12 protein-coding genes are annotated in these 14,569 nt (G+C 64.8%); 6 read left to right on the top strand and 6 right to left on the bottom strand.

The window, feature by feature from the left end:
- The first annotated feature begins 99 nt into the window (after positions 1–99).
- Positions 100–504: a YccF domain-containing protein gene (locus tag I6F21_RS24390; protein WP_036023017.1), complete on the top strand. Its 405-nt coding sequence runs from the start codon at positions 100–102 to the stop codon at positions 502–504.
- Positions 505–577: 73 nt separating this feature from the next.
- On the opposite strand, the gene I6F21_RS24385 is transcribed toward I6F21_RS24390, so the two are convergent.
- The 3 genes from I6F21_RS24385 to I6F21_RS24375 form a co-directional block, all read right to left on the bottom strand.
- Positions 578–1,972: a TRAP transporter large permease subunit gene (locus I6F21_RS24385; protein WP_225127319.1), complete on the bottom strand. Its 1,395-nt coding sequence runs from the start codon at positions 1,970–1,972 to the stop codon at positions 578–580.
- Positions 1,973–1,998: 26 nt separating this feature from the next.
- Positions 1,999–2,562, bottom strand: coding sequence for a TRAP transporter small permease subunit (locus I6F21_RS24380; RefSeq protein WP_085968941.1), 564 nt, complete (start codon positions 2,560–2,562; stop codon positions 1,999–2,001).
- A 94-nt stretch (positions 2,563–2,656) separates the two neighbouring features.
- Entirely contained in the window at positions 2,657–3,763 is a 1,107-nt protein-coding gene (locus I6F21_RS24375) for a TRAP transporter substrate-binding protein (protein WP_036006206.1), read from the bottom strand.
- A 1,232-nt stretch (positions 3,764–4,995) separates the two neighbouring features.
- On the opposite strand from I6F21_RS24375, the gene ppc reads away from it, so the two are divergent.
- Positions 4,996–7,794 (top strand): phosphoenolpyruvate carboxylase, encoded by a 2,799-nt coding sequence (ppc, locus tag I6F21_RS24370; RefSeq protein WP_225183529.1) that lies wholly within the window; start codon positions 4,996–4,998, stop codon positions 7,792–7,794.
- Positions 7,795–7,864: 70 nt separating this feature from the next.
- Here the strand turns inward: ppc and I6F21_RS24365 are convergent, their stop codons facing one another.
- The 3 genes from I6F21_RS24365 to I6F21_RS24355 form a co-directional block, all read right to left on the bottom strand.
- A complete protein-coding gene (locus tag I6F21_RS24365) occupies positions 7,865–8,779 on the bottom strand; it encodes an SDR family NAD(P)-dependent oxidoreductase (protein WP_036023023.1) in 915 nt (304 codons plus the stop codon).
- 187 nt (positions 8,780–8,966) lie between these two features.
- The gene (locus I6F21_RS24360) at positions 8,967–10,106 is read right to left on the bottom strand and encodes a thiolase (RefSeq protein ID WP_225139539.1); all 1,140 of its coding nucleotides are present in this window, start codon (positions 10,104–10,106) and stop codon (positions 8,967–8,969) included.
- Positions 10,107–10,110: 4 nt separating this feature from the next.
- Complete coding sequence (locus I6F21_RS24355; RefSeq protein ID WP_027558650.1) at positions 10,111–10,524, bottom strand: Zn-ribbon domain-containing OB-fold protein; 414 nt, start codon at positions 10,522–10,524, stop codon at positions 10,111–10,113.
- A 176-nt stretch (positions 10,525–10,700) separates the two neighbouring features.
- Here I6F21_RS24355 and I6F21_RS24350 point away from each other — a divergent pair, with 176 nt between their 5' ends.
- The 4 genes from I6F21_RS24350 (at position 10,701) to alkB (ending at position 14,539) form a co-directional block, all read left to right on the top strand.
- The gene (locus tag I6F21_RS24350) at positions 10,701–12,050 is read left to right on the top strand and encodes an amidase (RefSeq protein ID WP_225139538.1); all 1,350 of its coding nucleotides are present in this window, start codon (positions 10,701–10,703) and stop codon (positions 12,048–12,050) included.
- Positions 12,043–12,729, top strand: a complete 687-nt coding sequence (locus tag I6F21_RS24345) for a DUF2848 domain-containing protein (RefSeq protein ID WP_036023028.1) — start codon at positions 12,043–12,045, stop codon at positions 12,727–12,729. The genes I6F21_RS24350 and I6F21_RS24345 overlap by 8 nt, the downstream gene beginning before the upstream one ends.
- Before the next feature lie 400 nt (positions 12,730–13,129).
- Entirely contained in the window at positions 13,130–13,876 is a 747-nt protein-coding gene (locus I6F21_RS24340; RefSeq protein ID WP_036023029.1) for a 2OG-Fe(II) oxygenase, read from the top strand.
- 9 nt (positions 13,877–13,885) lie between these two features.
- The gene (alkB, locus tag I6F21_RS24335) at positions 13,886–14,539 is read left to right on the top strand and encodes a DNA oxidative demethylase AlkB (protein ID WP_036023030.1); all 654 of its coding nucleotides are present in this window, start codon (positions 13,886–13,888) and stop codon (positions 14,537–14,539) included.
- Positions 14,540–14,569: the final 30 nt, after the last annotated feature.

Genomic DNA, 14,569 nt, shown 5'->3' with positions numbered 1-14,569 from the left:
CTTCGCTCCATCCGGGCTACGCCCCGCGCGCTGGAAGCGTCCTGGCACGAACAAATTCCGAGCCTATATGAATGGGATCATCCACCTCCGGATCATCCCATGGCCCCCGTTTCCATCCTTCTCAACATCCTCTGGATCCTCATCGGCGGCGCCTGGATGGCGTTCGGCTGGCTGATCGCGGCCGTTGTCATGGCGATCACCATCATCGGCCTGCCCTGGGCGCGGGCGGCGTTCAACATCGCCGTCTACACGCTGCTGCCGTTCGGCTCCCGGGCGGTCAACCGCTACGATGTCACCGGCGTCGAGGATATCGGCACCGGCCCGCTCGGGGTGATCGGCAATATCATCTGGTTCGTGCTCGCCGGCTGGTGGCTCGCACTCGGTCACCTCCTGACCGCGCTCGTCCTCGCCGTCACCATCATCGGTATCCCGTTCGCCTGGGCTCATCTGAAGCTCGCCGGCATCGCGCTCTGGCCGATCGGCAAGGTGATCGTGCCGGCTTAGGACGTTGCCTCAACATCGGCGCTCGGCGGCAGAGCGGAGCCGTGTGGCGCCGTCGCGGACTCAATCGCGCGGGCTACTTCTTTTTTGGTGTCAACCAGTCCTCGTCTTCCAGAGACGGTGCTTGTTTCTGCTGTTCCAGGATTTTTCTGTACTCCTCCGGGATCACCTGGCTGCGAGATGCTTCATGCAGCGTGTGCGGGAACCAGGTCGCAATGCCGGGGAAGGCAATCATCAGGCCAACGCAGATCACCTGCAGCACCATGAACTGGAACATGCCAGCGTAGATCGTTCCGAGGCTCCAGCCCTTGACCACCTGCTTGAGATAGTACGCTGACATGGCGACGGGCGGCGACAGGAAAGCGGTCTGCAGCACCACCGCAACCAACGCTCCGAACCATATGAGGTCGATGCCCATGCCTTTCACGACAGGATAGAAGATCGGCAGAAACACCAGGATGATGGCCGGCCACTCAAACGGCCACCCCAGCAGGAAAATGAGAAGGAGCACGACAATCAGCATGAGGCTCGGCGGCAACTGCAGGCCGAGCATCGTCTCGGTGATCCAGTTCGCTGAGCCAAGGCGGGCGAACACCGCACCGAAAATGTTCGACGTGACCGCCAGCAGGAGGACCATGCTCGACGTCGCCATCGTCGAGATCAGCGCCCGTTGCAGTCCGCTGAGCGAGAACCTGCGATATGCGATGGCCAGGATCAGCGCGCCGACGCTGCCGATGCCGGCGGCCTCCGTCGGCGTCGCAAGCCCCCCGATGATCGAGCCGAGCGTCGCCGTGATGAGCCCGAGCAGCGGCAGCGTGCCGACGGCCACCTCGCGTGCAATGTATCCAGCGGAGTAGATCCGCTCATCCTTTGGCACTGGCGGCCCGAGCTTGGGATTGATGAAGGAGCGGCCCATCAGATAGATGATGTAGACGCCGGCCAGCAGAAAGCCCGGTCCGAAGGCTGCAGCATAGAGATCGGCGACCGAAACCCCGAGCACCGGCCCCATCACGATCAGCATGACCGACGGGGGAATGAGAATACCGAGCGTGCCGCCCGCCGTGATGGTGCCCGCTGAAAGCTTGGCATCATAGCCCGCCTTCGTCATGATCGGCGATGCCATGATGCCAAGAACGGTGACGGCTGCGCCGACGATGCCTGTCGCCATCGCGAACACGGTCGAGGTCAGGATGACGACGAGGAAGAGTGCGCCGCGCACCGGCGCAAGCAGCATGCGGAACGCGGTAAAAAGGCGCTCCATGAGTCCCGCCTGCTCGGTGATGAAGCCCATGAAGATGAACAGCGGTACGGCGGCGAGAAGTTCTTCCTTCATCATGCCGATGGTCTGGAAGTAACCAAGCTCGAAGACCGTCCCGCCCATGCCCCAGTAGCCGAACGAGAAGGCGAGAAACAGCAACGTGAACGAGATCGGCACACCGATGAAGATCGCGCCCAGCAGCACCAGCAGCATGATGAGGCCGATGAGCGCTTCTGCGGTCATATCTCGACTTTCTCCTTATGCTCCAGCTCGACGCCGGTGCGCGCCATGTAGATGCTCTTGATCAACTCGGACACGCCCTGGACCAGCAGCAGGAGGCAGGCGAGCGGCACGACGAATTTGAACGGCCACAGCACGGGCCGCCAGGGAGTCTGGTCCGAAGTCTCGTTGATCAGCCAGGCGTAGTGGAATTCGTTCCAGCTGATCAGGAACAGCATGATCAGGCTCGGGAAGAAGAAGACGACATAGGAGATCGTATCGATCCAGCCCTTCCTACGGATCGAGAACTTCTCCCAGAAGAAGTCGGTACGGATATGAGCACCCTTGTGCAGCGCGTAAGCGGCGCCAAGCATGAAGAGCGAGCCGTAGAGCATGTAGGTTGCGTCGTAGGCCCATATGGTCGGCGCGTTGAACAGGTAACGCGCCCCAACCTCATAGGCGACGGCGAGAACCAGCGGCACCGAGAGCCACGAGATGATCGTGCCGGTCCGGTCGGTGAAGCCGTCGATCATCCTGATGATAGCCAGAAGCGCCGGTGGCTGCCCGCCTGTTATCTCAGCCATGCCTCGCCCCTTTCGCCGATCATTCGTGCGGCGCAAAGCAGGCCGCCTGCGTGCGAATTGAGGGCGGTCAAATCGGCCGCCCTCGGAGGAAGTCCTATTTCTCGGTTGGGAAGTAGTAGTTCGCCATGAAGGAGTATGGCGGGAAGTAAGACCTCTTGTACGGGACCACAGCGCTGGCATACGCCTTCTGCGAGTCGTGCACCTTCTTGAAGAACGGGTTCCTGGCGCCCTCGGCGGCCGCGATCTCGTCCCACTTCTTGATGAAGGCCAGCAGGATCTCCGTCGGCGTGCGGAGAATCTGTACGCCGTGCTTCTGCTGCATCTCAATCAGCGCATCGGCGTTCTGGCGCTGCCACTTGGTCCACCAGACGAGGAATGTCTCGTTGGCCGCCGACTTGATGATCTCCTGATGTTGCGGGCTGAGCTCCTTCCACACATCGCCGTTGATGACGAGCTCGCCGACCGTCACGTTCTCATGCAAGCCGGGTGAATAGTGATACTTCCAGACGTTGTGGAAGCCGAGCTGCATGTCCTCGATGCCGCCGACCCATTCGGCGCAATCGATCACGCCGCGTTGCGCGGAGGGAATGATTTCTCCGCCCGGCATGTTGACCACCGTGAAGCCGAGCGCCTGCCACACTTCGCCGGCCATGCCGGTCTGGCGGCATTTCATGCCCTTCATGTCCTCGACCGTCTGGATCGGCTTCTTGAACCAGCCGAACGCCTGCGGCCCTGCAGGCAGGATTGGAAACACGACGAGGTTGAGCTTGAGCTCCTTCTGATAAAACTCGTTGTAAAGCTCGAGGCCGCCGCCGTGATAGAGCCAACCCATCACGTCCATGAAGTCCATGCCGAAGGTGCCGCCGGGACCGCCGGTGAACAGGATCGCGGTCTTGTTCTTGCCGGTCCAGTAGCCGGCCCACGCATGCGCTCCGTCGAGCACCTTCTTGTTGGTTGCGTCCAGCACCTCGAACGCCGGCACGACCTGGCCGGCGGGCATCGCCTCGATCTTCAGCGCGCCGGCTGACAGCTTGTTCACTCGATCGACGAAATAGGTGAAGTTGTCATAGAGCGTGAGCGACGCCGGCCATGTGGCCTGCATCTTCAACACCTTCGTCTGCGCCATGACTGTTGTGGTGGATACGACAAACGCCGAAGCGATCAGGGCAACGGCGACCAGTCCCAGAAACATGCGTTTCATGAGCCATCTCCTCCCTTGGACAACGTGACCGCGGCGAACTATTCTCTTCGTTGTTCTTGGTCGCCAAGTCTTCAAACCACGTCTGTCATCATTCTGCCACCATCGCCGCAAGTTGTCATCTTGCTTTCTGGCGGTAGCAAGCGCTGGAATTGGACATGGTCGAGACGTCAGCTCTTTGACCCTTCGGCGACGAACCTCCATTCGTTTGTTACGCTGGCTGTCGGTGGCAAACCAGACGCCGGGGGCGCCTTTGGCTGCGGCGGGACGCGGCCAGGCGATGCGGCGCACACCATGCCTCGCGTTGCCCGACGGGCAAAACACGCCAATGCAGGTCAAGTGGCGGGAGTGCAAATATTCTGATTGACCGAATTCGCCGTTTCGGGTAAACCGCAGCACATCCCGGCTCGTCAAAGGGACGTTTCGCGATCGTCACGATACGTAGGCCAGGATGCGATGGACGCGGCAGCGCCGGCGCGTGACGGGATGGCAGGGCGGGCAAACCCGTGAGCCATCGCGATCCGCGGCACGACACGGTGTGGTCACAACGTTGCTTTTCGGCATTGGGGGCGAGCACGCGCGAGCTTCCGACAGTCCGGGAGAGACGTCCGCGGACGGCAAAAGCGTGTGGTCCTGACGCCCGGGGTCTGTGCGTCAAGGCTTGCGGTGGTGAAGCGGCCCGACCGGGTGCGCGCATCAGTGATCCGCAAGGCGACGGGGGCAATAGTGCATCGCTCCCCGGGGAGAGCGCGCCATAAGCCGTAAAACCATTGCGCAGGGAAGGCCGGGATGTTCCGGCATCACCTGTGGTCACCCCGCGTGCGTCTTGTCGCGTGCGGACCTTGGGTGCCGGCTGGCGCCCGGCCTTCCCTGCGCCCTTGCTTCTCGATGAGGGCGAAACGGAAAGCAAAACTTCGGGCGCCTGCGCCGCGAGACCGAGAAGGCATGCTTATTATACGACTAGTATTTTCTCGTGCCCCGGACGCAGCGCAGTGCGCCGCGCCTTCGCGGCGTGGTGCGCTGCAGAGCCGGGGCCCATTGCGGCGATGTGCTCTGAGGCTCCTGGGTCCCGGCTCGGCGCAGCAACGCTCGAAGGCGTTGCTGCTTGTCGGGACACGAGGTCGTCGCACTCCGATCCACGGTGCGTCGCCCCAACTTCATCTTGCACTGCGGTAGAAAAGTATCGCACACTCCGCCGGACCGGGCCGCCAAGGGCGCGAGCAGGGGAGCGAGCCATGTCCCTCCAGACCGTACCATCCGACAGCACTGAGCAGCGCCCCAACCGCCCTGAGGATGTCCAGGCGATGGAGGCCGATGCCCGGCTGCGGGACGATATCCGCCTGCTCGGGCGCATTCTGGGCGACACCGTGCGCGACCAGGAGGGCGCCGACGTGTTCGACCTGGTCGAGCGCATCAGGCAGACCTCGATCAGGTTCCACCGCGACGAGGACCGGCTCGCCCGCCGCGAGCTCGAGCAGATCCTCGACAGCATGTCGACCTCCGAGACGGTGCGGATCGTCCGCGCCTTCAGCTATTTCTCGCACCTCGCCAACATCGCCGAGGACCAGAACAATATTCGACAGATGCGCGCACGCGCGGCGGCCAAGAATGGCAGCTCCGGCGTGCTGGCGGAGACACTGGCGCACGCCAAGGCGGCGGGCATTGGTCCCGATCAGCTCCGCACCTTCTTCAAGACCGCGCTGGTCAGCCCGGTGTTGACCGCGCATCCGACCGAGGTCCGCCGCAAGAGCACCATGGACCGCGAGATGGAGATCGCAGCCCTGCTCGATCGCCGCGAGCGTGTCGCCATGACCGCGGAGGAGGCCGATGCCGGCGACGAGCAGCTCCGCCGCGAGGTGCTGACGCTGTGGCAGACCAATCTGCTCCGCCGGACCAAGCTCACCGTGCTGGACGAGGTCGCCAACGGGCTGTCGTTCTACGACTACACCTTCCTGCGCGAGGTGCCGCGGCTCATCAACGCGCTGGAGGACAGGCTGGAGGAGGGCGGCGAGCAGGCCGCCAGCGAGCTCGCCTCGTTCCTGCGCATGGGCAGCTGGATCGGCGGCGACCGCGACGGCAATCCCTTCGTCACCGCCGACGTGATGCGTGGCACGCTGCGGCTGCAGTCGAGCCGGGTGATGCAGTTCTATCTGAACGAGCTGCACGTGCTCGGCGCGGAGCTGTCGATCGCGGCCCACCTTGCCGACGTCTCCGAAGAGCTGCGCAACTTGGCGGAGCGTTCGCCGGACACCTCGCCGCATCGGAGCGGCGAGCCTTATCGTCTGGCGGTATCAGGCATCTACGCGCGCCTGACCGCGACGGCCGAAAAGCTCGAGGTCGAGATCACGCGCCGGCCGGTCGGCAAAGCGGCGCCTTACGACAGCGTCAGGGAGCTGCAGGCCGATCTCGACGTGCTGCACCGCTCGCTGATCTCCAACAACGCCCGTGTCATCGCGCGCGGCCGGCTGCGGCTCTTGCGCCGCGCGGTGGACTGCTTCGGCTTTCACCTCGCCCGGCTCGACATCCGCCAGAACTCGGCCGTCCATGAGCGCACCATCGCCGAGTTGATCGACGCCGCCAATCCCGGCATGTCCTATCTCGCGCTTGGCGAGGACGCCCGCATCTCGCTGCTGACGAACGAGCTGCGCTCGACGCGCGCGCTGGTCTCGCCCTTCGTCAAATACAGCGACGAGACCATGGGCGAGCTCAACGTGTTCCATGCCGCCGCGGAAGCGCATGCGAAATTCGGCTCGGACGCCATTCCTCAATGCATCATCTCGATGTGCAAGGGCATGTCGGACATGCTCGAGGTCGCCGTGCTCCTGAAGGAGGTCGGCCTCGTCCATCCCTCCGGCCGCAGCGCCATCAACATCGTGCCGCTGTTCGAGACCATCGAGGATTTGCAGGCTTCGAGCAGCATCATGGACCGCATGCTGTCGTTGCACGATTACCGCCGGCTCGTCGACAGCCGCGGCAGCGTGCAGGAGGTCATGCTTGGGTACTCCGACAGCAACAAGGACGGCGGCTTCGTCACCTCGGGCTGGGAGCTCTACAAGGCCGAGATCGGCCTCGTCGAAGTGTTCGAGCGGCACCACGTGCGCTTACGCCTGTTCCACGGCCGCGGCGGCTCGGTGGGGCGCGGCGGCGGGCCGAGCTATGACGCCATCATCGCGCAGCCCGGCGGCGCGGTGAACGGCCAGATCCGCATCACCGAGCAGGGCGAGATCATCTCGTCGAAATATTCCAACACCGAGGTCGGCCGCAACAATCTGGAAATCCTCGCCGCGGCGACGCTGGAGGCAAGTCTGCTGCATCCGCGCCAGAGCGCGCCGCGCCGCGAATATCTGACCGCGATGGACGAACTCTCGAACCTCGCCTTCAAGGCCTATCGCGGCCTCGTCTACGAGACCGAAGGCTTCGTCGAGTACTTCTGGTCGTCCACCGTCATCAACGAGATCGCCACGCTCAACATCGGCAGCCGTCCGGCCTCGCGCAAGAAGACGCGCGCGATCGAGGACCTCCGCGCGATTCCCTGGGTGTTCTCCTGGGCGCAATGCCGACTGATGCTGCCGGGCTGGTACGGCTTCGGCAGCGCGGTCGAACAGTGGATCGCGGAGCATCCAGAGCAGGGCATGCCGTTCCTGAAAGAGCTCTACCAGGAATGGCCGTTCTTCCGCATGCTGCTGTCGAACATGGACATGGTGCTAGCCAAGAGCTCGATCGCGATCGCCTCGCGCTATGCCGAGCTGGTGCCGGACGAGGCCTTGCGCGAAAAAATCTTTGGCCGCATCCGCCGCGAATGGCATTCCTGCATCGAGACGCTGCTCGACATCATGGGTCAGGACCGTCTGCTCCAGGGCAACCCGCTGCTGGAGCGCTCCGTGCGCCACCGCTTCCCCTATCTCGATCCGCTCAACCACGTGCAGGTCGAGCTCTTGAGAGAGCACCGCGCGCAGAACCCCGACGAGCAGGTGCTGCGCGGGATCCAGCTGACGATCAACGGGATTTCGGCGGGCTTGCGGAATACGGGGTAGGGCGAATTGCGAATGGCGAGTGGCGAATAGAAACCCTATTCGCCATTCGCCACTCCCGATTCGCGCTACCTCACACCGGATCCCAGGTGAAGATGTCGGCCGAACGATCGAGCTTGTAGAACGAGCCCTTCAGCGCCGGCATGCCGTGTTCCGCGATCGACTGCGGAGTCCAGCCTTCGTTCCGCTGCACCGACCGGATCGGACGGTTCTGGCTGAACAGGAAGATCTCGTTCATGCGCACGCCAAAGATCTGGCCGGTGACGTCCTTGGCGGAATCGCCGAGCAGGTAGCCGCAGAGCGGCGCGATCTTCTCCGGGCCCATCTGCTTGATCTTCTCGACACGCGCCTTCTCGGCGTCGGTCTCGGTCGGGATGGTGCCGATCATGCGGGTCCAGGCGAACGGCGAGACGCAGTTGGAGCGGACGTTGAAGCGGCCCATGTCGAGCGCGATCGACTTCGACAGCCCGACGATGCCGAGCTTGGCCGCCGCGTAATTGGCTTGTCCGAAATTGCCGATCAGGCCGGAGGTCGAGGTGAAGTGCACGAACGAGCCCGACTCCTGCTCGCGGAAGATGCGCGCCGCGGCGTGGCTGACGTAGAACGAGCCCATCAGATGCACCTTGATGACGGCTTCGAACGCTTCCACGCTCATCTTGTGGAAGATCATGTCGCGCAGGATGCCGGCATTGTTGACGACGCCGTCGAGCCGGCCGAAATGATCGGTCGCGGTCTTCACGATCTTGCTGGCGGGGATCGCTTCCGCGACGCTCTCGAAATTGGCGACCGCCGTGCCGCCGCGCTTCTTGATCTCCTCGACCACCTCCTCGGCGGGCGCCGCGTTCGCGCCGGCGCCGTCGGCGGCTCCGCCGGGATCGTTGACGACGACCTTGGCGCCCTCGGCGGCGCACAGAAGCGCAATCTCGCGCCCGATGCCACGGCCTGCGCCGGTGACGATGATGACCTTGTCTTGCAGTGATTTGCTCATGTGGGTTCTCCGCTATGCGTTCCGGCGTTTCTTACCTCGCCCCGCTTGCGGGGAGAGGTCGGATCGCATCGAAGATGCGATCCGGGTGAGGGGGTACAGGTCTCGCGGCCATCTCATCCGTGGAGAGAGGCCCCTCACCCCAACCCTCTCCCCGTAAGAACGGGGAGAGGGAGAGGCGAGCGGCGCATTACCTCTCGTTCGTAAACACGATCGTGCCACTCGCGGCGAACATGCCGCCGACACCATGGCACACCGAAATCTTCGCGTTCGGCACCTGTGCCGGCGCGATGCCGCGCATCTGGCGCACGCTCTCCTGCAGCGCGTACATGCCGTACATGCCCGAATGCATGTAGGACAGGCCGCCGCCATTGGTGTTGAGCGGCAGTTTCCCGCCGGGACGCGTGTTGCCGTCGGCGATGAACTGGCCGGTCTCCTCATAGGGCATGAAGCCGAGATCGCCGAGGCCGAACAGCGGCAGATGCGCGAACGCGTCGTAGATCATGAGATGGTCGACGTCGCCGTGGGCGATGCCGGCTTCCTTGAACGCCAGCGGCCCGGCGGTCTTGAACGCACGCGAGGAGTTGAACGTCTCCATCTGGCTGACCATCGGCGTCTCGACGCTCTCGCCGGTGCCCATGATGTAGACCGGCTTGCGCGGAAAATCCCTGGCGCGGTCGGCCGAGGTCAGGATCAGCGCGCCGCCGCCGTCGGTGACGAGGCAGCACTGCAGAAGCCGGAAAGGATAGGCGATCATGCGCGAGTTGAGGACGTCGGCGACCGTGATCGGCTCCTTCATCATCGCGCGCGGATTCTTCGTCGCCCATTCCCGCTGCACCACCGCGACCGAAGCCAGCTGCTCGTGGGTGATGCCGTAGGTCTTCATGAAGCGCAGCACGGGAATAGGGAACATGCTGGGCGGGCCGTAGACGCCGAAAGGAGCCTCGAACTGGCCGTTGAGGCTATCGGCCGGCGTCGAGCGCGGCAGTTTGCCGATCATCGACTTGCCGCTCTCGGCGTGGGTGATCAGCACCGTCTTGCACAGACCCGCCTCGATCGCCGCCGCGGCGTGGCGGACATGCAGCATGAAGGAGCAGCCGCCGACCGAGGTGCCGTCCACCCAGGTCGGCTTGATGCCGACATAGTGGCAGACCTGCTGCGGCGTTTCGACCGCGGTGGCAAAGCCGTCGATGTCGGACAGTTTCAGTCCGGCGTCGGCGATGGCGTTGAGCGCGGCATCCGCGTGCAGCTGGAGCTGCGAGGCGTTGGGAATGACACCGAGCTCAGTGGTCTCGGCCGCGCCGACGACGGCAACCTGGTTCTTGCGCATGACCTTACCCCTTCGCCGGGCGGAAGACGGGGAGGGTGATCTTGTCGTCGAGCTCCTGGAACGCGACCTCGAGCTTCATGTCGAGTTCGAGCGCCTCGGGTGTCTGCGGGCAGTCGATGATGTTGCTCATCATCCGCGGGCCCTCGTCGAGCTCGACCACCGCGATGGCGTAAGGCGGCGTGAAGCCCGGCGCGGCCGGACGATGGTTGATCACGTAGCTGTAGAGAAAGCCCTTGCCGCTGGCCTTGAAGATGCTGACCTTGCGCGAGGCGCAGGAGGGGCAGAACGGGCGCGGCGGGAAGTAGACATGGGCGCAGGCATCGCAGCGCTGCAGGCGCAATTCGCCGGCCTTGGTGCCGTCCCAGAAATGCTGGGTCTCCGGCGTCGGTTTCGGTCGCGCGCGCTGCGGTTCGGCCATGTGGGCGGCTCCTCCCAAAAGCAGGCCTCGCGCCCGCCGGTTTCGAACTTGATGCGACAATCGACCATGGCGCGTCAACGGTCCAGCAATGCGCATGCATGCCATCATGCGCACAATGCTTGTGTCGAGCTGAGCCAGCGCTATAGATTGCGCGCGAAATATTCCGTGAGACAGACATGTCTGATTTTCCGACACTGGCGCAGCTTGCCGAAGACCTCGAAAGCGGCCGCATCACCTCCCGCAAATTGGTCGAGGCCTGCCTCGCCAGGATCGCCGACCCCGCGGGCGAGGGCCAGCGCGCCTTCATCCATGTCGACAAGGACGCCGCGCTCGCGGCGGCCGATGCGATGGATGGCTTGCGCAAGGCCAAGGCGGCGCCGTCGCGCTATGCGGGCATCCCGGTCTCGATCAAGGATCTGTTCGACATCAAGGGCCAGGTGACGCGCGCCGGCTCGCGCGCGCTGGATGACTCAGCCCCTGCCGAGCACGATGCCGCGACGGTGGCGCGGCTGCGCAAGGCCGGCTTCGTCGTGATCGGCCGCACCAACATGACCGAGTTCGCCTATTCCGGCATCGGCATCAATCCGCATTATGGCACGCCGAAGGGGGCCTGGAACCGCTCGGAAGGCCACGTGCCCGGTGGCTCGTCCGCCGGCGCGGCGGTGTCCGTGCTCGACGGCATGGCGCATGGCGCGCTCGGCACCGACACCGGCGGCTCCTGCCGGATTCCGGCCGCCTTCAACGGCATCGTCGGCTACAAGCCGACGCAGCGCCGCGTGCCGCTCGACGGCTCGGTGCCGCTGTCGTTCTCGCTCGATAGCATCGGGCCGCTGGCGCGATCGGTCAGTTGCTGTGCCATACTCGATGCCGTGCTCGCGGCCGAGCCGATCGTCGCCTTGAGGCCGCGGCCGACCCAGGGCATGCGCCTCGCGGTGCCCACCACGATCGCGCTCGACGATCTCGACGCAGAGGTGGCCAAGACCTTCGAGCGCGCGCTGAAGACGCTGTCCGATCACGGCGCCATCGTCGAGCGTATCGAGATGGCGGAGTTCCATGACGTCGGTCCGATGAACGCGAAGGGCGGTTTCGCGGCGTCCGAGAGCTATGCCTGGCACCGCTATCTGATCACGGCCAAGGGCGACGTCTACGATCCCAGGGTGGCGGTGCGCATCATGCGCGGCGAGGCGCAGAGCGCGGCCGACTACATCGACCTGCTCAACGAACGCCGCTCGCTGATCGCGCGCGTCAATGCGCGCATCGCGCCCTATGACGCCCTGGTGCTGCCGACCACGCCCAACACACCGCCGAAGATCGCCGACCTCGCCGACGATCAGGCGTTCACCCGCGAGAACATCCGCGCCTTGCGCAATTGCAGCCTGATCAACCTGATCGACGGTTGCGCCATCTCGCTGCCCTGTCATCGCGAGGGCGACGTTCCCGTCGGCCTGATGCTGGCGGGCGCAGGCGGCTCGGACCGCCGTATCTTCGAGCTTGCTGCCGGCATGGAGGCCGTCATTCGTGTTTGATCTCACGTTCACCGTCGATGCCCAGGACACCACCACGCCGCTGACGCTGGCGATCGACCAGCTGGTCATCGCCGGCTGGACCGGCCGCGACACGGTCGCGCGCGACAAGCACATCGCCGAGCTGGAGGAGATGGGCATCGCCCGCCCAGCCTCGACGCCGATCTACTATCGCGCCTCGGCGCGCCGGCTGACCCAGGAGGACAGCATCGAATGCACCGGTGGCGATTCCTCCGGCGAGGTCGAATTCGTGCTCATCGGCTGGCAGGGCCGCATCTTCGTCGGCTGCGGCTCCGATCACACCGACCGCAAGGTCGAGGCCTACAGCGTCACGGTCTCCAAGCAGATGTGCGACAAGCCGATCGCCTCGACGCTGTGGGAGTTCGAGGACGTCATCGGTCATTGGGACAAGATGATCCTGCGCTCCTACGCCACCATCAAAGGCGAGCGCGTGCTCTACCAGGAGGGCACGTTGGATGCGATGCTGCCGGTCGCCGACCTCATCGCGCGCGGCTTTGACGGTGGCAAGTTTCCCGACGGCTGCGCCATGTTCGGCGGCACGTTCGCCGCCAAGGGCGGCATCCGCCCGGCCGACCGCTTCGACTTCGAGCTGGAAGACCCCGTGCTGAAGCGAACGATCAGGCACGGCTACGACGTGGCGACGTTGCCGGTGAGGGGGTAACTCGCGCCACAAGCGACGGCCTTGTAGGGTGGGCAAAGCGAAGCGTGCCCACGTATTGCGAAGACGTGGGCACGGCGCAAGAGCGCCTTTGCCCACCCTACGAAACTGCCGGTGAGGGGCTGATCTCTCTCCGCGTCGGCGAGCGAAGCGAAGCAATCCAGGGTCTCCGCGGAACCAGTCTGGATTGCTTCGTCGCAAGGGCTCCTCGCAATGACGGTGGAGACGATCATCGGAAATCGGGTGGTTGTGGCGCCCGGGATCTGCGACACCCACTCCCGTCATTCCGGGGCGCGCCCACTTGGGCGCGAGCCCGGAATCCATACTCCCGATCGTGGTTATGGATTCCGGGCTCGCGACTTCGTCGCGCCCCGGAATGACGGATGTGAATGGGATGATTGCTATGGCCATCGCGAAACGCGTTTCCGCACCAGACTCCGTTCCCAACCTCGCCGACCATGTCGACGCCCTCGACTGGCCGCAGATCACCGCCGAGCTCGACACCCAGGGCTGCGCCGTCCTGAAGAACCTGCTGACGCCTGACCAATGCCGCGCCATCGCCGCGCTCTACCCGGACGATGCGCACTTCCGCAGCCGCATCGTGATGGGCCGCCACGGCTTCGGCCGCGGCGAGTACAAGTACTTCGCCTATCCGCTGCCCGATCTGATCGCGCAGCTGCGCCCGGCGCTCTACGCGCATCTTCAAGCCGTCGCCAATCGCTGGAACGAGGCGATGGGGATCGACATCCGCTATCCCGCCGCACACGCGGCGTTCCTGAAGCGCTGCCACGATGCCGGGCAGGCGCGGCCGACGCCCCTGCTGCTGCAATATGAGGCCGGTGATTACAATTGCCTGCACCAGGACCTCTATGGCGAGCACGTGTTCCCGCTCCAGGTCGCGATCCTGCTCTCCGAGCCCGGACGCGACTTCACCGGTGGCGAGTTCGTGCTGACCGAGCAGCGCCCGCGCATGCAGTCCCGCGCCGAGGTGGTGCCGCTGGCACAGGGCGATGCGGTCGCCTTCGCTGTGCATCATCGTCCGGTGCAGGGGACACGCGGCACCTACCGCGTTAATCTCCGCCACGGCGTCAGCCGGATCAGGTCCGGCCAGCGCCACACGCTGGGTGTGATTTTTCACGATGCCAAATGAGCGGAGCCGTTGACGGCTGATTTGTTCGATAGCGTCGCAGAAGCCCAACCGTCGCGCGAAAACATCGCCGATGGGGCCGTGCTGCTGCGCGGCTTCGTCAAGCCGATCGAGAGCGGGCTGATCGACGCCGTGCGCGCCATCGTGGCGCAATCGCCGTTCCGGCGGATGACGACGCCGGGCGGCCATCTGATGTCGGTGGCGATGACCAATTGCGGCGAGCGCGGCTGGATCACGGATCACACCGGCTATCGCTATGATCCCATCGATCCGCGCACCGGTGCGCCATGGCCGGCGATGCCGCCGCTGTTGGCCGATCTCGCCCGCGGCGCCGCGGAGCAGGGCGGCTTTGAAGGCTTTGCGCCCGATGCTTGCCTCGTCAACCGCTACGAGCCCGGCACGCGGCTGTCGCTGCACCAGGACAAGGACGAGCTGGACTATTCCGCGCCGATCGTCTCGGTCTCGCTCGGCCTGCCCGCGACCTTCCTGTTCGGCGGCCTCGCGCGCAATGACAAGCCGCGCCGCTTCCGCCTCGTCCATGGCGACGTGGTGGTCTGGGGCGGGGCCAGCAGGCTCGCCTATCACGGCGTCGCGCCGCTCGCCGACGGCGAGCATCCGCTGCTCGGCCGGAAGCGGATCAATCTGACCTTCCGCAGGACGCGCTGACGCGTTTCCTCGCCGCCTTCGCTCGTCTAA

This window comes from Bradyrhizobium sp. NBAIM03, from assembly GCF_020194055.1.
Classification (GTDB): Bacteria; Pseudomonadota; Alphaproteobacteria; order Rhizobiales; family Xanthobacteraceae; genus Bradyrhizobium; species Bradyrhizobium yuanmingense.
This window is presented reverse-complemented; position numbering and strand designations above follow the sequence as displayed.